The organism is Pseudoalteromonas sp. CH_XMU1449-3 (assembly GCF_037027245.1).
Taxonomy (GTDB): Bacteria; Pseudomonadota; Gammaproteobacteria; order Enterobacterales; family Alteromonadaceae; genus Pseudoalteromonas; species Pseudoalteromonas shioyasakiensis.
Genome location: NZ_JAYMDY010000005.1, coordinates 260235 through 284256, shown reverse-complemented (window position 1 = coordinate 284256; position 24022 = coordinate 260235). Strand labels below are relative to the sequence as shown.

At 42.0% G+C, this 24022-nt stretch carries 20 protein-coding genes and 1 other RNA gene; 14 read left to right on the top strand and 7 right to left on the bottom strand.

Going from position 1 to position 24022, the window contains the following annotated elements:
• Positions 1–582 precede the first annotated feature (582 nt).
• The 5 genes from petA to WA256_RS08980 all read left to right on the top strand — a co-directional run bounded on the left by petA (position 583) and on the right by WA256_RS08980 (position 4318).
• Complete coding sequence (gene petA, locus WA256_RS09000; RefSeq protein WP_054554178.1) at positions 583–1173, top strand: ubiquinol-cytochrome c reductase iron-sulfur subunit; 591 nt, start codon at positions 583–585, stop codon at positions 1171–1173.
• Entirely contained in the window at positions 1173–2438 is a 1266-nt protein-coding gene (locus tag WA256_RS08995; protein WP_335990652.1) for a cytochrome b, read from the top strand. The genes petA and WA256_RS08995 overlap by 1 nt, the downstream gene beginning before the upstream one ends.
• Positions 2435–3172, top strand: a complete 738-nt coding sequence (locus WA256_RS08990; RefSeq protein ID WP_054554180.1) for a cytochrome c1 — start codon at positions 2435–2437, stop codon at positions 3170–3172. Before WA256_RS08995 ends, WA256_RS08990 begins: the two co-directional genes overlap by 4 nt.
• Positions 3173–3251: 79 nt before the next feature.
• Positions 3252–3878 (top strand): stringent starvation protein SspA, encoded by a 627-nt coding sequence (gene sspA / locus WA256_RS08985; protein WP_054554181.1) that lies wholly within the window; start codon positions 3252–3254, stop codon positions 3876–3878.
• Positions 3878–4318 (top strand): ClpXP protease specificity-enhancing factor, encoded by a 441-nt coding sequence (locus WA256_RS08980; protein ID WP_062566526.1) that lies wholly within the window; start codon positions 3878–3880, stop codon positions 4316–4318. The genes sspA and WA256_RS08980 overlap by 1 nt, the downstream gene beginning before the upstream one ends.
• Before the next feature lie 66 nt (positions 4319–4384).
• On the opposite strand, the gene dolP is transcribed toward WA256_RS08980, so the two are convergent.
• The 4 genes from dolP to WA256_RS08960 are packed head-to-tail and all read right to left on the bottom strand — an operon-like array spanning position 4385 to position 7858.
• Positions 4385–4951, bottom strand: coding sequence for a division/outer membrane stress-associated lipid-binding lipoprotein (gene dolP, locus WA256_RS08975; protein WP_054561086.1), 567 nt, complete (start codon positions 4949–4951; stop codon positions 4385–4387).
• The gene (locus WA256_RS08970) at positions 4951–5538 is read right to left on the bottom strand and encodes an SIS domain-containing protein (protein ID WP_054561085.1); all 588 of its coding nucleotides are present in this window, start codon (positions 5536–5538) and stop codon (positions 4951–4953) included. The genes dolP and WA256_RS08970 overlap by 1 nt, the downstream gene beginning before the upstream one ends.
• Positions 5539–5570: 32 nt before the next feature.
• Positions 5571–5942: a YraN family protein gene (locus WA256_RS08965; RefSeq protein ID WP_063528301.1), complete on the bottom strand. Its 372-nt coding sequence runs from the start codon at positions 5940–5942 to the stop codon at positions 5571–5573.
• Between the two features lie 38 nt (positions 5943–5980).
• Positions 5981–7858 (bottom strand): penicillin-binding protein activator, encoded by a 1878-nt coding sequence (locus WA256_RS08960; protein WP_335990646.1) that lies wholly within the window; start codon positions 7856–7858, stop codon positions 5981–5983.
• Between the two features lie 61 nt (positions 7859–7919).
• On the opposite strand from WA256_RS08960, the gene rsmI reads away from it, so the two are divergent.
• Positions 7920–8777, top strand: coding sequence for a 16S rRNA (cytidine(1402)-2'-O)-methyltransferase (gene rsmI, locus WA256_RS08955; RefSeq protein WP_269407340.1), 858 nt, complete (start codon positions 7920–7922; stop codon positions 8775–8777).
• 42 nt (positions 8778–8819) lie between these two features.
• Positions 8820–9171: RNase P RNA component class A (gene rnpB / locus WA256_RS08950), an RNA gene on the top strand.
• 90 nt (positions 9172–9261) lie between these two features.
• On the opposite strand, the gene WA256_RS08945 is transcribed toward rnpB, so the two are convergent.
• Positions 9262–10908 carry a histidine kinase gene (locus tag WA256_RS08945; protein ID WP_335990645.1) on the bottom strand — a complete coding sequence of 549 codons (1647 nt, stop codon included), beginning with the start codon at positions 10906–10908 and terminating at the stop codon, positions 9262–9264.
• 17 nt (positions 10909–10925) lie between these two features.
• On the bottom strand, positions 10926–11471 hold the full coding sequence (locus tag WA256_RS08940; protein ID WP_235378295.1) for a hypothetical protein: 546 nt from the start codon (positions 11469–11471) through the stop codon (positions 10926–10928).
• A 144-nt stretch (positions 11472–11615) separates the two neighbouring features.
• Here WA256_RS08940 and WA256_RS08935 point away from each other — a divergent pair, with 144 nt between their 5' ends.
• The 5 genes from WA256_RS08935 (at position 11616) to WA256_RS08915 (ending at position 19654) form a co-directional block, all read left to right on the top strand.
• Positions 11616–12254 carry a response regulator transcription factor gene (locus tag WA256_RS08935; protein ID WP_335990641.1) on the top strand — a complete coding sequence of 213 codons (639 nt, stop codon included), beginning with the start codon at positions 11616–11618 and terminating at the stop codon, positions 12252–12254.
• Positions 12255–12439: 185 nt separating this feature from the next.
• Complete coding sequence (locus WA256_RS08930) at positions 12440–12682, top strand: YdcH family protein (RefSeq protein ID WP_054561078.1); 243 nt, start codon at positions 12440–12442, stop codon at positions 12680–12682.
• A 183-nt stretch (positions 12683–12865) separates the two neighbouring features.
• Positions 12866–15112: a S46 family peptidase gene (locus tag WA256_RS08925; protein ID WP_335990637.1), complete on the top strand. Its 2247-nt coding sequence runs from the start codon at positions 12866–12868 to the stop codon at positions 15110–15112.
• 139 nt (positions 15113–15251) lie between these two features.
• Complete coding sequence (locus tag WA256_RS08920; protein ID WP_335990634.1) at positions 15252–17930, top strand: M14 family metallopeptidase; 2679 nt, start codon at positions 15252–15254, stop codon at positions 17928–17930.
• A 275-nt stretch (positions 17931–18205) separates the two neighbouring features.
• Positions 18206–19654: an amidohydrolase gene (locus WA256_RS08915; protein WP_335990632.1), complete on the top strand. Its 1449-nt coding sequence runs from the start codon at positions 18206–18208 to the stop codon at positions 19652–19654.
• 222 nt (positions 19655–19876) lie between these two features.
• On the opposite strand, the gene WA256_RS08910 is transcribed toward WA256_RS08915, so the two are convergent.
• Complete coding sequence (locus WA256_RS08910; RefSeq protein ID WP_335990630.1) at positions 19877–21337, bottom strand: Gfo/Idh/MocA family protein; 1461 nt, start codon at positions 21335–21337, stop codon at positions 19877–19879.
• A gap of 274 nt (positions 21338–21611) precedes the next feature.
• On the opposite strand from WA256_RS08910, the gene WA256_RS08905 reads away from it, so the two are divergent.
• The gene (locus tag WA256_RS08905; RefSeq protein WP_335990628.1) at positions 21612–22877 is read left to right on the top strand and encodes a D-tagatose-bisphosphate aldolase, class II, non-catalytic subunit; all 1266 of its coding nucleotides are present in this window, start codon (positions 21612–21614) and stop codon (positions 22875–22877) included.
• A 23-nt stretch (positions 22878–22900) separates the two neighbouring features.
• Complete coding sequence (locus tag WA256_RS08900) at positions 22901–24019, top strand: SIS domain-containing protein (RefSeq protein ID WP_335990626.1); 1119 nt, start codon at positions 22901–22903, stop codon at positions 24017–24019.
• Positions 24020–24022: the final 3 nt, after the last annotated feature.

Sequence of the window (24022 nt, the reverse complement as noted above, 5' to 3'; positions counted from 1 at the left end):
TGATAGCTGATAGCTGATAGCTGATAGCTGATAGCTGATAGCTGATAGCTGATAGCTGATAGCTGATAGCTGATAGCTGATAGCTGATAGCTGATAGCTGATAGCTGATAGCTGATAGCTGATAGCTGATAGCTGAAGCGCAAAAACCTACCTTTTTTCGTTCGATATTTGACCACTGATAATAATTAGTACGTATTACAGTAAAAAAACTTCAAGATTTAGCAAAATTAGCTTAAATCCATCAGTTAATTGATGAAATTTTTTGCTACAATTGGGGGGCAAGTAATGTGAGTGAGTTCAACAACAGCTAATGCAGAATTCTGTTTCCTCTTAGTGAGGTTGATCTTGGTCAGTATATTGTTTTTTTATATGCGTTATCATAACCAGCGGCTTCATACTCGAGCTAACCTAAATTAATAATTCATTAAATAGGGTTTATTCGAGCATGAGACTGTGAATAACCTTGTTTTAATCAAGGGTTTTAATTATGATCGCGTCTATTTTGAAATTTCTAAAAATTAACCTGCTGTAACTGATGTTCTCAATATGGCAAGTGTTGGGAATCATAGTGGAGATAAGTGGATGAGCAATGCGCCTGTAGACAATGGCCGACGTCGCTTTTTAACCATAGCTACCTCTGTTGTTGGTGGTGTTGGTGCGGCTGGGGCTGCTGTTCCTTTTATTGCGTCTTGGAATCCAAGTGAGCGAGCTAAATCTGCGGGTGCGCCTGTAGAAGTAGATATCAGCAAGCTTGAGCCAGGACAATTAATACGTGTTGAGTGGCGAGGAAAACCTGTTTGGGTTATTAATCGTACACCAAGAATGCTTGAACAGATGAAAGAACATGAAGGTCAACTTCGTGATCCTGCGTCTGAAGAGCCTCAACAACCTGAATCATCAACCAATGAATATCGTTCGCAACGTCCTGAAATTTTCGTTGCTGTTGGTATTTGTACGCACTTAGGTTGTTCTCCTAGCTTCCTACAAGGTGGCTTTGGTGAGAAAGTAGAGGGCACAGACGACGGTTTCTTCTGTCCGTGTCACGGTTCTAAATTTGATATGGCTGGTCGTGTATTCCAATCTGTACCTGCACCATTAAATCTAGAAATTCCTCCGTATACCTTCCTTGATGACACGACTATTCTAGTCGGTGAAGAAAAAGGAGTGGCGTAATGTTTGGTAAAATTATTGGTTGGATCGACGATCGTATTCCAATGACACGTGTTTGGAACATGCATATTGCACAGTATCCAGCACCAAAAAACTTTAACTTCTGGTACTTCTTTGGCTCTTTAGCCATGTTAGTACTTGTTAACCAAATCGTAACTGGTATCTGGTTAACAATGAACTTCGTACCATCTGCTGAAGGTGCTTTCGCATCGGTAGAATACATCATGCGTGATGTTGAATACGGTTGGTTACTTCGTTACCTTCACTCAACAGGTGCATCAGCGTTCTTTATCGTTGTATACCTGCACATGTTCCGTGGCATGATCTACGGTTCTTACCAAAAACCACGTGAATTACTGTGGTTATTCGGTATGTTCATCTTCTTAGCGCTTATGGCTGAAGCTTTCATGGGTTACTTACTACCTTGGGGACAAATGTCTTTCTGGGGTGCACAGGTAATCATTTCACTATTCGGTGCGATTCCGGTTATTGGTGATGACTTAACGCTTTGGATCCGTGGTGACTACGTAATTTCTGGTGCTACGCTTAACCGCTTCTTTGCACTACACGTAATTGCATTACCTTTAGTAATCGTTATCTTAGTATTCTTACACATTGTTGCACTACACGAAGTGGGTTCAAACAACCCAGATGGTGTTGAAATTAAGCGTAAGAAAGGCTCTGTAGCTGAAGAAGATAAGCCTAAATTCAAATTCCACGAGTATTACACCAACAAGAAAGACATTGTTGATGCAATCCCGTTCCACCCTTACTACACAGTAAAAGATATTGTGGGTGTGGTTGGTTTCTTAATCTTATTCTGTTGGGTTGTATTCTTTATGCCTGCGATGAATGGTTTCTTCCTAGAAGCGCCAAACTTCGAAGCAGCTAACCCGCTGAAAACACCAGAGCATATTTTCCCAGTTTGGTACTTTACGCCATTCTACGCAATCCTACGTGCAATCCCTAACAAGTTAATGGGTGTTGTGGCGATGGGTGCATCTATCGTAGTGCTTGCGTTACTACCTTGGATTGACCGTGGTTCGGTTCGCTCTATTCGTTATCGTTGTGGTCTTCACAAGTTAAACATCGCACAATTCGTGGTAACTTTCGTTATCTTGGGTTGGGTTGGTGCTACACCACAAACTGATTTCAAAACGCTGTTATCACAAATCACGACTGTGACATACTTCATGTTCTTCGTATTGTTATTTGTTTACAGCAAGAATGAGAAAACTAAGCCATTACCAACGAGGTTGACGAAATGATGAAAAAGCTAATTATCGGTTTATTCGCATTGTTGCCATCGTTGACAATGGCAGCAGGTCCTTCGGTTCCTTTAATGGATGCGAACATTGACCTTAAAGATAACGCATCTTTACAGCGCGGTGCTAAATTGTTCATGAACTACTGTCTTGGTTGTCACCAAATGCAGTATCAACGTTATGAGCGTACGTTCCGCGATATCGGTATTCCTACTGAGATTGGTCAAGAGCAATTAATTTTTGATGGCTCAAAAGTAGGTAGCCACATCAAAAATGCGATTGATAAAGATGACGCAGCTAAATGGTTTGGCGCAGCGCCACCGGATCTTACGCTTGTAGCGCGAGTTCGTGGTACTGACTGGATCTACACTTATCTGAAGTCATTCTATAAAGACGAGTCTCGTCCGTTTGGCGTAAACAACGTTGTTTTCCCATCGGTAGGTATGCCACACGTTCTTCAAGAACTACAAGGCTTACCAACACCAATCACTGAAGAAGTGGAAGAACATGGTCATACTGTGACTAAAGTTGTTGGCGTTGAAACAGATGGTTCTGGTGAAATGAGTGTTGACGAGTACGATCGTGCTGCTCGTGACTTAACTAACTTCTTAGCTTACGTTGGCGAGCCGTCACGTTTAGAGTCAGAAGCGTTAGGTCTGAAGGTAATTGGTTTCCTAGTGATTCTATTTATCTTGGCATTCATGCTGAAGAAAGAATACTGGAGAGATGTTCACTAATCCTGGGCATTTTGAAAGGTAGTTTTGTGATAGGGGCTTAAGCCCCTATTGCTGTTTTTGTAATATAATGGAGGTAGGCATGGCCGTAGCTGCCAATAAGCGCCCTGTAATGACCCTGTTTTCTGGTGCTAACTGTATGTATAGCCATCAAGTACGTATCGTACTTGCTGAAAAAGGTGTAAGTGTTGACATTCACCTGGCTGAAAAGGATAACCTGCCAGAAGCACTTCATGAGATTAACCCTTACGGTACAGTACCAACACTGATCGATCGTGAGCTTGGTTTATATCAGGCAAACATCATCATGGAATACCTTGATGAACGTTTCCCTCATCCTCCACTAATGCCAGTTTATCCGGTTATGCGTGGCCGTAGTCGTCTGATGATGCATCGTATCGACACGGATTGGTATAGCCTAGCTAACAAAATCACTAGCGGTAGCAGCGAAGCTGCGCAAGCACGTAAAGAGCTTACAGAAGCGTTACTTGCAATTGCACCAATCTTCTCTGAAGCACCTTACTTCATGAGTGAAGAGTTCAGCTTAGTTGATTGTTACTTAGCACCACTTCTTTGGCGTTTACCTGAGCTTGGCATTGAGCTTAATGGTGCTGGCGCGAAAGAGCTTAAAGAATACATGTTGCGTTTATTTGAGCGTGAATCATTCCAAGCTTCACTAACTGAAGCAGAGCGTGAGATCCGTTTATAATGACGCCTAATCGTCCTTATTTACTACGCGCTTTCTTTGATTGGATTGTTGATAATCAGTGTACACCACACTTAGTGGTTAACGCTGATTTTCCTGCTGTACAAGTACCAACACAGTTTGTGCAAGACGGTCAGATCGTTTTGAACATTAGCCCATCAGCGGTAACACAATTTGCAATGGACAACCAACAGCTTAGCTTTAATGCGCGCTTTGGTGGCCAACCAATGCAAGTGTACGTACCTATGGGTGCTGTGCTCGCAATTTATGCACGTGAGAATGGTGAAGGGACTGTATTTACTGCAGAAGAATTCATCGAGGACGAAGACGATTTTGCTCCGGTATTAGAAAGTGTTGAAACACCTGACGAGATTACGCCAGATGATGAACCACCTGCTAAACCAGAGAAGAAAAAAGGTGCTCACTTACGAGTGATTAAGTAACCTTAGTCAGACAAAAGAAAACCCGCTATTAAGCGGGTTTTTTTATTATTAATTAACTGTTTAGCGTTACAGATATTCAAACACTTTAATAACACGTTCAACGCCTGATACGTTACGTGCTACATCAACCGCTAAATTCGCTTCAGAATCGCTCACTAAGCCCATTAAAAAGACTTCGCCATTCTCTGTTACTACTTTGATGTTATTGCTGCTGATACTCTCTGTGGTGAGTAATTGCGTTTTCACCTTAGAGGTTAACCAAGAGTCGTGCGTTTGCGTACTCATGCCAATATTTGAACCAATGCGAATTTGGTTGTGGATTTTACGAATGCCATCAACGCCTTCAATAGCGCGTTGTGCTTCGTCTTTCATTTCTGCGTTAGCAACTTGGCCAATCATAAGCACAATACCATTAACGCTAATGACGTTAACGTTAGCAAATTTATGTAGGCGCTCATTTTCGCTGATAGCAATAGAACTTTTGATTTCGATATTGTTATCGTCGATTTGTGAACCAATCGTGCGGCGATCATTCGCAGCAGTTACAGCGCCTGCAGTACCGGCGACAACGGCAGCTGCACAGCCTTGCAGCAATAAAACGGTACCAAATACTAGTAAAGACTGTTTAAACATTAATTTTCTTCCTGTGGGAATAAGGTTAAATCGATAAGCTCACTGAGGCAGTGCAAATTCACTAAGTGTGACTCAACAATACGGCTTGGGCGTTTGGATGGCACACGAATTTCAACATCATTTGGGCCAAGTAAGCCAACTAATTCACCGCCGTCATCACCAACAAGCACAATTACTTTCATATCACGGGTCAGTGCCGCTTCAACGGCTGAGATAATCTGCTTTTCATTACCATTGACAGCAATTGCTAATAAAAGGTCGCCTTGCTGTGCAAATGCACGAATTTGTCGTGCAAAGGTTTCGTGCTCATCATTATTTGCGGCTGAGCCTAAGTTAACTTGATCTTGTGCAAGCGCAACTGCGGGTAGGCATGGGCGCTCGGTTTCATAAAAGTTAATTAATAGCCCTGCCATGTGCTGTGCCAACATGTGGCAGCTAGGAGTGCCACAACACAGCAGTTTATTGCCGTTAATAAGACTTTGTGCAATGGTGAACGCTGCCGATTCAAGTGCGCTTGGCAGTACTTCACCTGCCGCTATTTGAACTTGAATATTTTCGGTAAAGATTTTTTTTATCGTTTCTTGCATAACCTACCAAATTAAGCCGACGCCAAACGGCGTTAGTAAACATTTTTAAACCAGTTTAGGGTGCTGTTAAGCTCACCTGTTATAGCGACATAATCTATCCGCATAGCCTGGTTTGAGATCTTTTTCTCGGCAAGATAATGGCTAATCGTGCGCCTTAATCGTTGCTGCTTTTGTTTGCTGAGCGCATAGTTTGCACCACCACGCAGGGTGTTTTTTCTAAATTTTACTTCTACAAATACCAGTGTTTGCCCGTCACGCATTATTAAATCGAGCTCGCCGTACTTGCATAAGTAATTGCGCTCAATGGCTTTTAAGCCATGTTGTATTAAATACTGTTCTGCCTGATGTTCGTAATACAGGCCTTTCTCGCGGCTATTTTGCCACAATTGCTTAAACCACGACATAGCTTCATCCTTGAGCTAATACTACGTTTTAAAAAGGGTTATTCAGCGGCATTGATCCCAATAGCAGATTGCATAAATAGCGGTATTGGTTGCTCAGTCGCTAAATCGACCGCAATGATTTTCTTATTCTTGTACTGTGCCCAATCTAGGGTGCGTGTAACATAGCCATTACTAGCAATGCTTAATTGACCACTGATACCACTAAAGCGTTTGCCTTGTACCATACTCAGTTGTTTTACATCACCAAGCATACTAGCTGCATCGAACGCCATGGCAAATAAGCGCTGGCTTATATCAGCGTTTTCTGGCCATAAGCTTTCGTACTGCTGGCGTAAATTGTGTTGCTGAATTTGACCGTCAAGCATCCAAGGTAGTTCCGTAAAATAAAGGCCATCTAAGTCGCCTTTATCGGTTCTATCAATTTGTTTACTGTGGCTTTTTGAGCTGGCATAAAGCGGGATTCTATCTGCGAAGGTACTCACATTAACGTCTAAATAAGGCTTGATTAAGCGTGTTTCGGTGGCATCACCTAAAATATAAATCACGTCAATGTCGCTGCGTGAGCGGGTTTCACTTTCTACTTCTTGCTTGAATAATGATTTGACGACTTTAATACGCTCTTTACTTTGGTCTACTTCAAGTAAGCCAGTGATGGTTTTCGGCATATCATCTTTACCTGAGTAAAACCCTATTTGTGGTTTAACTTCGCTGTATCGTTGCCACTGCGTTTTAAAGTGTTCAACTAAACGCTGACCGTTACTATTATTAGGGGCTAGCAACATCGGCTTTTGATAGCCTGCTGTTAAAAATCGCTCTAATGCTTGCTGAACTTCATGCTCAGGGCTTAGTGCAAAGAAAAAGTGCTGCTGTGAAATGCGCTCACCATCAAAGGTGTTTAAATGCATTACCGGGTAATCAACCAGTGTTTGTGCGCTAGTAAGCTTTTCGATATTGCTTTTTAGTAGTGGGCCAATAATAAAATCAGCATTAAATTCGCTTAGCTTGAGTGAGATCTCTGCAGCTGATAGTGATTCATCAATAAATAGGGTTTGCTCTAATGACTGTCCATCTAAGGCTGCAAGCACACCGGCTTTTAAGGCATCACCTAATCGCTCATTAGCACCTGATTGTGGAATAAGCACAGCTAAACGGTTCACATTTAGAGGTTCAATTTGTACTAGCTCAGTCACTTTTTTTGGCAGCACTTCAGCGGCTGGGTGACCCGGGTAGCGACGCAGCCAGTTATTCATTGCTTGGTGAAGTTCTACAGGCGCACCTAAATACACTTGATGATAAAGCGCTAAATTAACCCAACCTTGTTGCACCACTGAGCCTCGGTTAAAGCGCTCAAGTGCGTACGATGAAAGCTGGGTTAGGCTTTGCCATAAATCTTTGTTTAAATTGGCAACGATAAAGTTATTTTCGCTGCTAAGTGTTGATGCCTTAAAAAAGAAAGGCATTGCTTGTTTTGGCATACCTTGCGACGCGTAAACGCGTGCAGTCAGGTATTGATGCCATGCTTGATGCTCTGGCTGGCTTAACTGAGGCTCAAGTTGTTGTAACTGAGCTAAAGCTAAGTCGCTTTTGCCTTGATGCTCTTGCGCAAGGGCAATGTAAAGTTTGTTTTGAATTTGGTCGACACTTGGGGTTGCTTCTAGTTCGAGGCAGATTTTTTCTAGCAGTGCCCAGCGCTCTTCGCTGATAGCCGCATCACGTGCAGTATATAAAAGCTGGATTTTATCGGCACCTTGACGGTTTAGCGCCGCTTGGTACATAGATTGTGCGTCGGTTAGCTGTGATAGCGCAATACTCGATTGGCTCGATTGATTTTCTGCACTATTTCGAGGTTTTTCGGTTGTGCTACAAGCCGATAACCCTGACAATACAATTAATAGACTAACAAGTTTAAGTCGCACAATGATTTCCCGATACGTTAACGCGATTTGCTTATATTACTGACTGACGCAGGAGACCTCAATGTTAAATGAGGACAATTCAGATAAAATCGGCACTCTTTACATTGTTGCCACGCCTATTGGTAACTTTGATGACATCAGCCAGCGTGCCATCCAAACCCTATCTGAGGTTGACTTAATAGCCGCTGAAGATACTCGTCATACAGGAAAGTTGTTAAGCCACTTTAATATCAAAGCAAAAACCTTTGCTCTGCATGACCATAACGAGAAACAAAAAGCGCAACAAATTGTAGATTGGTTAGAGCAAGGAATGAACATTGCGCTGGTATCTGACGCCGGCACGCCACTTATTAGCGACCCAGGTTATGCGGTGGTCAATTTATGCCGTGAACAAGGCGCGCACGTCGCGCCAGTGCCAGGAGCATGTGCTGCAATTACCGCTGTATGTTGTTCTGGTTTACCAACAGATCGTTTTCAGTTTATTGGTTTTACACCAGCAAAGAGTAAAGCAAGGCAGACCTTTTTCATTGAAGCGGTAAACTCAGGTATTACTAGCATCATGTATGAAAGTACCCACCGTATAATGGCGAGCCTTGATGATTTAGAAGCAGCTCTCGGTGCAGAGCAGCCAGTAGTGTTTGCCAAAGAACTTACCAAAACTTTCGAAACCTTTTTCAATGGCACAGTTGCCGAGCTAAAACAGTTCTTAACGGATGATCCAACAAAGCAGCGCGGCGAAATCGTACTGATGCTACCGGGTAAAGCAAAGCAAAGTGACGATATTCCAGAAGATGCGCGCCGCATGCTAGGTTTACTCGAAGCCGAAATGCCACTGAAAAAAGCCTGTGGTGTTGTGGCTGAGTATTTTGGTTTGAAGAAAAACGCACTTTATAAAGCAATTATTGACGAAAAAGGCTAATTCTTTACTGCATAGACGTGCGCGCTCAGGTATACTGCGCGCCGAGTCAGCCGAGATAATCGCTGCCTGCAACGAAAATGCGCAGGGGGAGGAAAGTCCGGGCTCCACAGGGCAGGGTGCCAGCTAACGGCTGGGGGGCGCGAGCCTACGACAAGTGCAGCAGAGAGGAGACCGCCAACTTCGGTTGGTAAGGGTGAAAGGGTGCGGTAAGAGCGCACCGGGCCACTGGTAACAGTTGGTTGCAAGGTAAACTCCACCCGGAGCAAGACCAAATAGGGTTCCTTATGGCGTGGCCCACGTTGGAACCGGGTAGGTTGCTTGAGCCATAGAGCAATTTATGGCCTAGACGAATGATTATCCACGACAGAACCCGGCTTACTGGCTGACTCACCAAATCATATTAAAGCCCGTAGTGAATGCTACGGGCTTTTTGCTTTTTAGAGCAGAGTTTTTAGCTGATTGCTATTGTGGCCTAACCATTATGCTAAATAGTGAAATTTATCATTATTGTTAAACCACCACATTCACCATTTTTAAACTGAGTTTTACCTTTGAGTACTGAGACACGCTCGACGATCCCTAATACACCAAACCCGCCTTTAGAATTTGAGTTTTTATGTTCAGGCAGGCCTATGCCGTTGTCACAAATAACTATCTCAAGTTCATTTTCTTGGTAATTAATATCTATTGAAAACTCAGTGGCTAGAGAGTGCTTAACTGCATTTGTGGATGCTTCTTGGCATATACGAAAGATGGCGATTTTAAAGTCATCATTTAAGCTATCTATCGGTCCACTTATTTTACATTGATAAGCTATTCCAGCTTCATTTAGGTGCTCAGAGAATAGCTCGCTTTTTAATGCTGCTTCTAAACCTAATTCGTCTAATAAGCGAGGTCTCAGCCAGTGCATTAACCTGTATACCGAGTCATACATATGGCTTGAAACGTTTTGGAGTCTTGTAATTGTCGATGCTAACTCGTTATGGTTGGCTGTTTTCTTTTCTAATATTGCAATATTTGTTTTTAAAGCTGTCAGGTTTTGACCTATATCATCATGTAATTCTTGTGAAAGCTGGCTTCGCTCAGATTCTTGAACATTAACAACTTTAGTAGCTAAGTTTTGAGTTAACGTACTAAGTTCAATTAACTCTTTATTTTGCTCTAATAATGCGGATTTAGACTCATTTAATTCAGTAACAAATGCACTGAGCAAAAGAGCCAGAACGCTGTAACTTATTATGTAAAGTTGCGTAGTCAGGAGTAATTCGGTTTCATTCACACCATAGACGTTAATGAGCAAAGATATAACAGTTACACTTGCATAGCTCAGAGCACCTAAGGCCCCGTATCGATAGCTAAACCATATCAAAGGAAATATAGCGAGCATTCGCAAGAGGTAGAGTGATTTAGGTTCAAACAGGTAAACCCCAATAAAAACAGTGAGGCAAAAACACAGTTGCACTAAAAGCGTGCCAACCTCTTTAGTTATAAGTTTATTTAATTGCTGGTAAATTGTTTTAGCATGAAACGCGAAAAGCAACATGATAAGTGTCGTTATAATACCGCCAAGCTGATGAGCTAACATCATTTCAAAGCGATCTTCATCAGCAATAAGTCGGTATTTATTTTGGCTATCACTCGGTAAGATAATGAGCATTGATCGTATAAAGCGATATGAAATTGCAATAAATAATACTGTAACAGCACTTTTAACAGTTTGAATATCTAATCGAACTTTGAAAAGCTTTGCCAGCACAAGAGGAGTAAGAATCAAAAACTCTCGGCATGCGGAGCTAACAAGCCTATAGAGGACATCATCAAGAGGGACATCATAAAAATACCAAACATAACTGATTTGTCCTAATGTAAAACCTACTGCTAATGCTGGCCAATAACGTAAAGGAAAAAACAGATAACAAACTACTCTGAAGCCAACCGGAAAGTACCAACTAACAAAGTCCTCGTACACAACATAGTTAAAGGAAAATAAATAAAGACTATTTTCGATAACTGGCGCAATTAAAACTATTAAGCACGAAAACAATGCAAACTTTACTATTTCACTGCGCTGGGTGCTCTTCAACTTGAGAGCTAACGGAACAAAGTAGTTTTTGTTGAAGACTCTATCCATGAGTAAGCATAACCTTTTTATAATATATAAACTTGCGTCGTATCAAACTGTTGTTTGGCGCTAGGGTTACACAAAGTATAACGTTGTGTAACTTGAATTTCAGCTTTATTTCCAATGAGTTGTAATAAATGCCCTTTAGCAATATCTGACATATTACGCTTATGTTTTACAATCACTTCACGACCTAAAGCTCCTTGCAAGCGTGGTTTAGGGAAAGCTGTTTTGGTTACCGGCTTGATATGCTCGCACTGAGTAAAATAATCTAAACATTGCTGTTTTGCATTATTGATGGTCTCATCGTTACTTTTAATTATGTCTACATTTTTAATGAAATGAACAAACGCGGCATTTCGTGAAGTGAAGTTAGCCGTAACATTAGCTAAGGCTTTTGATTCTGGCCATTTACGCATGACTACATATTTATTTTTACCTGTTTTGACTAGGTTAGTAGAGCCTTTTGTCATTTTACTTGTCCACTCAATACGATAATTTGACTCGCCAATGTAATGTAGTAATACGGTGATGTTTTGAAAGTGGCTTGTTTCCCCTGCGATCTTTTTCATGGCTATTTCCTTGTCATTTTGGGTAAGCTTACAAGGAGATAAACAATAAAATTACTTCCACTTTTCTTAGGCTTATAAGAATTTTTCTTACCTTAGTAATCCACTCCCGCGTTATAATGGGATTAATCAATACATGGAGTTGTTATGAAATTTGCGCTTATTGACGATCATCAAATGGTAAGGGAAGGTTTTAAGGCTCTCATCGAAGAAGAAGATCCTGATTGGCAAGTTAGCTTTGAAGCAAGTAGTTACAGTGAGTGTCTACAAAACTTAGGTGATATTGATATAGATTGCTTCGTCATCGATATTTCGCTGCCAGATAGAAATGGGTTAGAAGTTTCTCAACTAATTGACAATAAGCTACCAAGTGCTAAGCGTATAATTTTGAGTATGTATGAGGAAAAGTCTTATATTCAAAGAGCGCTAGATTTAGGTGTTGATGCTTATCTATCTAAGCGAGATGCAGCTGAAGAGTTAATAACAGCAATACATTCTATCTTTAAAAACCAATTATTTTTAAGCCCTTCAATTAACACGCATTTCTTAAAACCTCAAAAAACTGACAGTGTATTAAACAAACTGACGCCAAGAGAATTAGAGGTTTTTAAGTTACTTGCACAGGGCTTTAATGCGAAACAAGTTTCACAGGTAATTGATATAATGCCTAAAACGGCTCATGTTCATCGTGCCAGCATTATGAGCAAACTGAATTTAACTTCGCAAATTCAAATTACTAAACTGGCTCTTGAAAAAGGGGTGATTCTTATTGATGACATAGGGTAAATCCATTCCCGTTTTGTATGCTGTTTATCAATTGCTTAAGTTATCAAAAACGGAAATTTCTAGTTTAAACGCTATATTTTCTGAATCGTTGTGATTATTGATCTCGGACAAGGTTACTGCGTTGACTCTGTATGTTGCAGTGGTACAGTGAAATTGAACTTAAATTCTAGCTAAAGGAGTTGCCCATGTTAGGCGAAAAACACTCGTTATTGAATGAATTCCCAGAGTTTAATGAATTAATCCATAGCCTCGCGAAACACGATGCTCACTTCAAGAAAACCATGCAACGTTACGATGATATGGATAAAGAAATTCGCTCTCTTGAGTTGCAAGACTCTCCAATCGAAGATGCGGACATGCATGAAAAGAAGCATCAACGCGCCGTGCTAAAAGATGAACTTTATGACTTTTTAAAAGCCAATGCTTAATAAATGAATCGAATAATGCTCCTGCTAACTGCATTCTTACGGTAGGAGCTTTTTCTCTCCTCTATTTTTACTCTCCAATCGTATTTAATCGCAATATCCCTTTACTCAATCAAGGTTATGGTAGTCTTAGCGCGATTTTTTAAGGCAACAATGGAATAGTGCTTTGCACTGACTGGGATTAACATGATTAAAAAAAATATTATTACTACTTCATTAGCACTTATGGGTGTTGTCGCTGTAGGTAGCGCACACGCTGATGAAGGGCAGTGGCAACCGCATCAATTAAAACAATTACAAAGCGAGTTTGACCGCGTTGGTATTGAGTTACCGGCTTCACAAGTGGCAGATCTTAACCAATATCCACTCAATGCAGTGGTTGGTTTAGGCTATTGCTCTGCGTCATTTGTGTCACCAAAAGGCTTAGCGGTAACTAATCATCACTGTGCTTATGGTGCGATTCAAAATAACAGCACACCAGAAAATAACTTAATTGAAAAAGGCTTTTTAGCAGCTGACTTGTCAAAAGAATTACCAGCAGGCCCGCAAGAGCGTTTGTATGTAACTGAACAAGTGGATGATGTAACAGATCGCGTATTGGGTAACTTACCTGCAGAACTACACGGCAAAGAGCGTTTTGAGGCGATTCAAGCAAACCGCAAAGCCTTGATCAGCGAGTGTGAGTCAGATCCTAACTACCGTTGTACAGTGCGTGATTTCCATCATGGGCTAGAGTACTTCATGATCAAACAACTGATGATCAAAGATGTGCGCTTAGTGTATGCTCCGGCAGAAGCGCTAGGTAACTTTGGTGGTGACATCGATAACTTTGAATACCCACGTCACACGGCCGATTTTACTTTTGTACGTGGTTATGTTGGTAAAGATGGCAAGCCTGCAGATTACAGCGAAGATAACGTACCTTATGAGCCAAAGTCGTTCTTAAAAGTGAATGCGAGCGGCGTAAGCTTAGGTGATGGTGTGCTGGTGGCAGGTTACCCTGGCCGCACTAGCCGCTATAAACTAGCAGATGAAGTAAATTATTCAGCGAGTTGGTATTACCCGACATTGCTTAATACTTACAACATGACCCTTGATGTGATTGCCAAGCAGAGCAAAGGCGATGAGCAAGCACAAGTTAAATATGCCTCTCGTGTAAAAAGCACTAACAACCGTTTAAAGAAACTGGAAGGCTTACAAGATGGCTTTAATGTAACGGATATTCCGGGTATTAAAGCTGCGCAAGAACAAGAGTACCTCGCTTGGTTTGCACAAAGTGCTGAGCGTAAAGCTTACGCAGATTCATATCACGCATTAAAGTCATTATTAGTAGAAGCGCACGCACAGCAACAAAGCCATTTTTACTTTGATTACGCAAAACGCGCAGACTTATTAAGTACGGCAATTCGTTTATACCGCTTAGCTAAAGAAAGCGAAAAGCCAAATGCAGAGCGCGAAATGGGTTATCAAGAGCGCGATCTTCCTATGCTTAAAGCGCGTTTAGAGCGTTTACAAAAACAGTTTACGCCTGAAGTCGATAAAGCCTTATGGTTAAGCTATTTAGGTAACTATTTAGCGCAAGATAAAACAGCGCAAGTAGCGGCATTAAACGACGGCTTAGGTATTACAGATACCACTACACAAGCTGAGCTTGATGCGATTATTGCTTCTTTTTATGCTAATACAGAGCTTACAGATGTAGACGCACGTGTTAACTGGATTGGTAAATCTGTAGCAGAGTTTGAAGCATCAAACGATCCATTCATAAAGTTAGCTGTTGCTCTATACGATACCAACATGGCACAAGAAGCTGATAAAAAAGAAATGGCGGGTCGTTTAGCAGAAATTCGCCCGCAGTATATGCAAGCCGTGATCGCTTTCAATAACGCTAAAGGTAAGCCAGTATACCCAGATGCAAATGGCACATTACGCGTAAGCTATGCACAAGTTGATGGTTACCCAGCGGCAGATGCTGTTTATAAAACACCTTTTACATCACTACGTGGTTTAGTGGCTAAACACACAGGTGAAAAACCATTTGTTGTTACAGATAAAGTACTTGAAGCATACAAAAATCAAGCGTTTGGCGCGTACTACCGCGGTGACTTAGGTTTACCAGGTGTCAGCTGTAGTTTATTTAGCTTTGGTTGTGAGCCACAAGCGGCTAAACCTCTTGAAGTTAACTCAGTACCAGTCAACTTTTTAAGTAGCGCTGATACCACAGGTGGTAACTCAGGTTCGCCAGTCATGAATGGTAAAGGTGAATTAGTGGGTCTTAATTTTGACTCGACTTATGAATCAATCACCAAAGATTGGTACTTTAACGCCAAAATCACCCGTGCTATTCACGTTGATATTCGATACATGCTTTGGTTAATGGAAGAAGTTGATAACGCAGGTTACCTACTTGATGAAATGACCCTAGTTAAATAGCTCCGCTATGTTAATAATAACCGCAGCAATCGCTGCGGTTTTTTTATGTCTTTAATTTTTGCCAATCTAACGTTTTTAATTTGTTTATTTTCAATACTTTTGTAATGTACAAAGCAGATACTTTTACTTGGGAAAAATAATGAGCGCCAAACAAATAATAAAAGCCATTTCAGTGAGTGTTGTGGCAATAACGGCAAGCTTTAATGCCAGTGCAGCGAATACCGAAGCAATGTGGCCGGGCACGGCTTATAATCAGCAAATACCAACATTTAAACAAGTACTCGGATACGATGTAGGTGAGCGTATCACCAATTACAACGATATGCGTCGTTATCTCAACGCTTTAGAGCAAGCAGCGCCTGATCGTATTAAAGTGTTTAAGTACGCAAACAGCTGGGAAGGCCGTGAACTGGTTTATGCGGCGGTTGGCACTGCGGAGCATATTCGCTCATTAGAAACTCTCGCCAATAACACCCAAGCTTTGGCTGATCCGCGTATCACCTCTGAAAAAGAAGCTAAGTCGCTAATTAAAAATTTACCGACGTCTGTGTGGCTTCAGTATGCAGTGCACGGTAATGAAATTAGCTCAACCGATGCTGCATTATTTACTGCATATCACTTATTAGCAGCCCCGAATGATGCCATTAACAGCAAAATTTTAGATAACACAGTGGTGTTTATCGACCCACTACAAAATCCTGATGGTCGTGAGCGCTTTGTTACTCGTTATTATGCGACCGTAGGTCTTGAGCACAGTGCAGATAGGTTAAGTGCAGAGCATAATGAGCCATGGCCAAGAGGCCGAACAAATCATTATTTGTTTGATATGAACCGTGATTGGTTAGCGCTTACTCAGCCTGAAAGTAAGGGCAGAGTGGCTGCAATCAATAAATATAAACCACAAGTGGTGGTTGATATTCATGAAATGGGCGGCGACCAATCTTACTACTTTGCACCGGCTGCTCAGCCATTTAATCCGCATATGACGAAAACTCAAATCGCTAACATGGATGCGATTGGGCAAAATCATGCGAAGTATTTTGATGAATTTGGCTTTGATTACTTTACCCGTGAAATCTTTGATGCCTTTTACCCAGGCTACGGTGATAGCTGGCCTGTTTTTTATGGTGCATCAGCATCAACTTACGAAGTAGGCTCTGCGCGTGGTCATGTATTTGAGAAAAATACCGGTGAACTACTCACCTATTTTAATACTGTAAAACGTCAGTTTGTGGCCTCAATTTCGACCGCCGAAGGGGCTGCCAACCAACGTGAAAAACTACTAGGTGACTTTTATCAATATCAAGTTGATGCAATTGATTCGGGTAAAGATAGCAAAGAGCGAGTTTATATCTTACCTAAGCAAAGTAACCGTGAAGGCGCTCATAGACTCGCAACCTTAATGGCTGAGCATGGTGTTGAAGTTAAACAAGCAACTGAAGACTTCAAAGCCTGTGGCGTTAAGTATAAAGCGGGTAGCTATTTTATTGATACCGCACAGCCACGCGGGGTATTTGTACGTACCACATTTACAGACCAAGTAGATATGGCTGAAGCATTTGTAAAAGAGCAAGAAAGACGTCGTGCTCGTAACCTAGGTGATGAAATTTACGATGTCACAGGTTGGTCACTGCCGATGATGTTTAATGTTGATAGCGATAGTTGTGGTCGCGTAGTTAGTGCAGATAGTAAAGCGGTTCAGGCCGGCGACACATTGCTTGGTAAAGTGAATAATCCAGAAGCCTCAGTGGCTTATATTGTTGCTTGGGGTGATACGGCCGCAGCACGCTTTTTAACAGCAGCACTGCAAGCAGGCATTAAACTGAAAAGTGCTGACCAAGCATTTGTATTAGGTGATAAAACTAACTACCCAGCGGGTAGCTTAGTAATCGAAAAGCGGCTAAACGATAAAGACTTACTGACTAAAATTAGCCAAATTGCCGAGCAAACTGGTGCAATTGTTGATGGTGTGGATTCAAGCTGGGTGATTGAAGGCCCAAGCTTTGGTAGTAACAAAACAGTGCCTATGGTTGCACCTAAAGTGGCGATTGCATGGGATGCAGCCACTCGTGAACTAAGCGCCGGTAACACTCGTTTTGTTATCGAAAGACAGCTTGGCTACCCGGTAACCGCTATTCGCACACCCATGCTTGCTTGGGCTGATTTAAGTGATTACCAAGTGCTTGTTTTACCAGAAGGTAATTACGATCAAGCACTAGGTAAATCGGGTGCAGCTAATTTAAAAAGCTGGGTTGAAGCGGGTGGCGTGTTGATTGCCTTAGGTAACGCTAACCGCTTTACCACAAATGCTGATTACGGTTTGTTAGATGTTAAACGCGAGCAAGCTTACCGAGAAGATAAAGCAAGTAGCAATGATGATAAAAGCAGTAAAGTGGCAGGGCAGTTATTCACTTCTCGCGATGATTTAAAAGCAGCGAGCATTGAGCCACATACATCGCCAGACTATGTAGCTGGTGTACTTGCAAATGTTGAAGTAGACCAAGAGCATTGGTTAACCGCTGGGGTTGATAAAGACCTTGTTGCGGTAGCTTACGGTAATGATATTTACACGCCAATAAAACTGAACTCAGGTAAAAACTTAGCTTGGTTTACAGGTAAAGATGATGTGCTAGCAAGTGGTTATCTATGGCAGCAAAATAAAGCACAGCTTGCGTATAAGCCATTGCTTGTTCATCAACCGCAAGGCAAAGGCATGGTGATAGGCTTTACACAGTCACCAACCTACCGTGCTTACCTTGAGGGCATGAATGTACTGTTAACTAACACGATTTTCCGTGCTGCAGCACATGCTCAGTAAGGTTTTAGTCTAATCAAAAAGCCCGCCGATGTTGCGGGCTTTTTTGTGGGCAAAGTTGATTCAGCATTAATCAAACGGTAATTATCGAAAAGCTTCTCAACAGTAACTAGATCCACTCTGCAGTAAAGCTCATCGATTGCATACCTAATTCATAATTCTTTATCTATATAAACAAAAAGGGCTAAATATTTAAGATGTAATGTTGTGGCGACTTAAAAATGCGCATAGGATGAGGGGGAAGGTGTTAAATCATATAATAATAAATAGGGAGTCCGATGAAAAAATTAGCATTAAGTATGCTAGCTGTTGGTGTTTTAGTTTCTCAGTCTGCACAGGCAAGTAATGAGCAACAGCGTGTTAGTGGTTATTTTGATAATCTTAAAAAGCCCGCGATTAATATTGCTGATAATTTATGGAACTGGGCAGAGGTTGGATTTCAAGAGCATAAAAGTAGCGAGTTAATGCAGCAAACTCTTAAAGACGCTGGTTTTGACATTCAATCAGGCGTTGCAGGTATGCCAACAGCTTTTGTGGCAAGTTATGGTGATTCAGGCCCTGTGATTGGTATTTTGGCTGAAATGGATGCCTTGCCTGGGCTATCGCAAGACGCGCAACCCGCTCACTCCCCAATTGCAGGCAAGCAAGCGGGCCATGCTTGTGGTCATCACTTATTTGCTGGTGGCTCTGTAACAGCTGCAATGGCAATCAAGCGCTGGCTTGAAGAAACCGGTACGCAAGGGCAAGTTAGAGTTTATGGTACTCCTGCTGAGGAAGGTGGAGCAGGTAAAGTGTATATGGTCCGTGATGGTTTATTTGATGATGTGGATATTGCTCTACATTGGCATGCCGGTTCACAAAACAATGCAGATGCGACATCGTCATTAGCAAACAAGGGGGCAAAATTCCGTTTTAAAGGGATTGCTGCGCATGCCGCCGTGATGCCAGAAAGAGGCCGCTCAGCACTCGATGGTGTCGAGGCAATGAACTACATGGTTAATATGATGCGTGAGCATGTGCCTTCTGATACGCGTATTCATTACGTGATTACTAATGGTGGTGGTGCACCTAATGTTGTGCCTGAATTTGCAGAGGTTTATTACTACCTTCGTACGCCAAGAGCCGCAGATCTCGCAGAGCTTTGGCAGCGATTAGAAAACACCGCAAAAGCAGCTGCGCTCGGTACTGGCACCAAAGCAGAGTGGGAAGTCGTCTCGGGGGTATGGGATATTTTACCTAATATGACGTTAGCCCATGTTATGCACGAAAGCATGAGTGAGTTTGGTGGTATTGAATACTCTAAAAAAGAACAGGCGTTTGCAGAGCAGATCCGTCCTACTTTAGGTAAACAAGCTGAATCAATTATAGGTCGTGAAAAGCAAATAATGCCTCTAAGCGATAAGGTGCACGCAGGCACTTACTCATCAGATGTTGGCGATGTGAGTTGGAATGTACCTACGGCGGGTCTGATTGCTTCAACCTGGGTACCAGGAACAGCATTTCATAGTTGGCAGGCTGTTGCTTCTGGTGGTACTTCTATTGGCCACAAAGGGATGATTCTTGCCGCTGAAACTCTTGCTTTGAGCGCGGTAAAGTTGTACCAAAATCCGAATTTAATTGAAAAAGCGAAAGCGGAGTTTAAACAGCGTAAAGGGGACGTAAAATATTACCCTCAGATAGGTGATAGAGCGCCAGCGCTAGATTTACGCGCAAACAATAAGGATTAATACCAATCCGCAATAATACTTAATCATTTTGAGGGATTAAACCTGTCGCTACCTGCGTTAAAAATTTCTGATTTAGAACAACTAAATAACGAAATTTTTGCCTTGTTATCAACGAGGTTTTCTTGCCTCAAAATAGACTACTTAATTAAGCGAATTGGTATAAAAATAAAAAAGCCCGCAGGGCAAAGGGCGGGCTTTTTAGTGTTCCATGGAGAGGAAGTGTTAAGACACAATCCCTAGTGGCTTACCTGTTTGCCAAGCGCCACGGGTAAAATCTGGAATCGTTTTGCTGTTACTTCTATCAGCAACCGATGCCATACTTTGCGGGAAGATTGATGACCATGCTGCGGCATCGTATACATCTTGATCGAGTGGCTCATTATTGCGTAAGCAGTAGATCATGCGCCAAAGCATAATGAAGTCCATACCACCGTGGCCGCCGTTACGAACAGCTTCTTCACCCATGCGTTTCCATAGTGGATGATCAAACTCAGCACGCCACTTTTCCATATCTTGGTCCCAGCTATGGAAGTTTTGCATATGTGGCTTACGACCCTGTGAACCTGCTTTTTCCCATGCAGCGAGCTCTGCTTTATATTGCTGTTGGTAAATTTTCGCGATGGCTGGTGGCACATCTTCAAGAGCAATACGGTTAGGGAATCCAGCAAATGTGCCATTAGTACCTTGAATTAAGTTATGGCGGCTGTACGGGCGAGGGCTTGTGGTGTCGTGCTGAACCATAATGCTACGACCTTTCACTGTTTTAATAATGCTGGTGTTCATGTCGCCAGCAGTAAATTTCAGTGAGCGACGTTCGTGGCCCGCAGGAAATTCACGCTCTGCATAAGCTGCGCGGCCAAGTGCAGGTGAGCTGACTGATGTAACAAAATCAAAGCGGTCACCACGGTTGATGTTCATATATTGAGAAACTGGGCCTAAACCATGGGTTGGGTATAAGTTACCGTCTACTTTTGTATGCCAGTAAGTGCGCCAAGAACCAGTGCTGCGGTCAATTTCTTTCATTTGCCAACGCAGGTCATGAATATAAGCAGCTTCACCATGCAGTAACTCACCAAATACGCCTTTACGAACCATGTTTAAAACCATTAACTCGTCACGGCCGTAGTTAACGTTTTCCATCATCATACAGTTCTTTTGCGTGCGTTCAGCAGTGTTTACTAGTTGCCAACACTCTTCCATCGTGGTTGCTGCAGGTACTTCAACAAAGGCATGCTTACCACTTTCCATGGTCTCAACACTCATCGGTGTGTGCCATTTCCAAGGGGTTGAAATGATCACAATGTCGATGTCATCGCGAGCAAGCATGTCTAAATAGGCTTTATCAGAACCCGTATAAGCAGTTGGTTTAGGTAAGCCTTTTTCAACAACATAATTAACAGACTTATCTAGCATTAGCTGATCTGTATCGCAAATAGCTTTAATTTCAACACCTTCAATATGGCAAAGATGTTTAACATGGCCGCTACCACGTTGACCAACCCCAATAAAACCAACACGTACCACATCCATTGCTGGCACAGCTAAGCCCATTACGCTTTTACCTTGTGCTGCAAGAGGTGTGCTTTGATTATCACCTTGTTGGCTTTTTGCACAGCCAGTCACGACTGTCGCGGCGGTAATGGCTGCGGCAGATTTTAAAAAACTACGTCTATCTATTGTCATAACGATACCTAAATCACTGAGATTATTTTAATAGTGGGTTTCAGTTGTTTCTGTTATATCGCAACTCAAAGTCAATTACAATTAAATGCTTTCAAATTCTTTCGTAATCTTGGGTTTTATCATTTTAATCCTTATTTAATAGCGTGATTAGCGTGTTTTGAACTTATTTTCCATCTTTCATTGCCTTTCGTTTTGTTGCGCAGCGTTTCGCGCTGTGCTACTGTAATTTCAAATCACGTATCTAACCATAGGCGTAAGCTGCTTGGAGAAAACCATGAATGCATTAAAAACGATTATAAATAACAATCGAGTAGGGCAAGCGCAGGGTATTTATTCTGTGTGTTGTGCACACCCGCTCGTTATCGAAGCAGCAATGTTGCAAGCTCTCAATGATGACACCGAAATTTTAATTGAAGCTACGGCGAATCAAGTTAATCAGTTTGGTGGTTACACAGGGATGAAGCCCCATGACTTCGTAGAATTTGTTCATGCAATAGCCGAAAAGGTAGGGTTAGATACCCAGCGCGTTATTTTGGGGGGTGATCACTTAGGGCCCGTGTGTTGGGTAAATGAGCCTGCAGAGGTTGCAATGGTAAAAGCTGTTGACCTAGTAAAAGCCTATGCAAGCGCTGGTTTTAAGAAAATTCATTTAGATGCCAGTATGCCATGCGCTGACGATGGAGAACGTTTAGCTGATGCCGAAATTGCCAAGCGTGCAGCGTTGATGTGTCAAGCCTCTGAGTCGGTAGCAAAAGATAACGATATTCTTTATGTGGTGGGTACTGAGGTTCCTCCTCCAGGTGGCGCTACAGAAGAACATGAAATTATTGAGGTATCTCATGTTGAGGGAGTGCAGCAAACAATCGAATTACACCAGGCTGCGTTTGCTAACTTAAACATAAGCGATGTCTGGTCGCGTGTTATTGCTGTTGTTGTGCAGCCAGGAGTTGAATTTGATAACCATCAAGTTTTTGATTACCAACGTAATGAAGCGCAAAAACTAAAAGAGTTTATCACCACAGTCGATAACCTTGTTTATGAGGCTCACTCTACCGACTATCAGCCAGATCATTGCTACCACGAGCTGGTGCAAGATCACTTTGCCATATTAAAAGTGGGTCCACAGCTTACTTATGCACTACGCGAAGGGTTGTTTGCATTATCTTATATTGAAGATCAATTAGTCGAAGCGGCTAAGCGTTCTAATTTACGTGATGTATGTGAGCGCATCATGCTTGAAAAGCCACATTACTGGAATAAGTTTTACCCAACACAAGGTGCTGAAGCTAAGCTGTTTAGAGCTTATAGTTATAGCGACCGTATTCGTTATTACTGGCCTGAAGACGAAATAAAACAAACAGTAGAAAAACTGTTTGAAAACTTAGAAGGGCAAATTATTCCTCAGACCTTGCTTAGTCAGTTTATGCCAGCGCAATATAAGGCATTGATCAATGGCCAAATTAACTCATCACCACGTGAGTTAGTACTCAATAAAATAATGGAAGTAACGAATACCTATTCGCGTGCTTGTAATCAATAAGTGGTGTTGAGAGAGAATTAATTATGACGCAGTTTTTATCATTAAACGAAACAGAGCTTAAGCAGCAAAACGCATATTGGACAGCAAGAGAAATCTCTCAGCAGCCAGAGTCATGGTGCAATACAGCGGCTATTATTGAAACGCATCGAGCAGAAATAAGTGCATTTTTAGCGCCAATTTTGGCATTAAAAGGACTGCAAATCGTATTAACGGGGGCTGGCACATCGGCCTATGTTGGCGAAGCATTAGCACCTCACTTAACAGCCAAAACAGATTTAAATGTGCGTGCAGTTAGCACCACCGACATTGTGTCTAACCCACATGGTTTTTTACAAAAGAGCACACCCACTTTACTTGTTTCTTATGCGCGTTCAGGTAATAGCCCTGAAAGTGTCGCGGCGGTTGATATCTCAGAGCAAGTTGTTGAAAAGTGCTTCCACTTAGTTATTACCTGTAATGAAAATGGAGAGTTAGCGAAAAGGGCGGCAGCTAAAAGAAACAGCTTTAGTGTACTTATGCCAAAAGAAACTCTTGATGAAAGCTTTGCTATGACCAGCAGTTTCACCTCAATGCTGCTTTCAACCTTATGTATTTTTACCCCTGATGTTAACCAGCTCGCACAAGTGGCCACGCAGACAGAGCAGCTGCTCGACACGCAACTTGAAGAGATCAAGGGTTTTGCGCAAACTGACATTGAACGTTTGGTGTTTTTAGGAGCAGGTTCATTGCTCGGCTATGCTAAAGAAGCGGCCTTAAAGTGCTTAGAGCTGACCAATGGTGATTTAATAAGTTACTTTGAAACCCCACTTGGTTTTCGTCATGGTCCTAAAACCATTATTAATGATAAAACCGCAGTGATGTTAATGGCCTCAAGTGATTTTTATAGTAGTTTGTATGATACTGATTTATATAATGAACTACTAAATGACCAACAGTGTTTAGCGGTTAAAAAGCTGGCGTTAAATACTGAACTGGTCGAGCTAGATGATGTTTGGCAAGGTCTGTATTATATTGTCTATTGTCAGATTTTTGCATTTTATAAATCAATGTCACTCGGTTTAACACCTGATAACCCTTGTCCTACGGGCGAAGTTAACCGTGTTGTAAAAGGGGTAACTATTTACCCATTAACTTCTCGCTAAGTA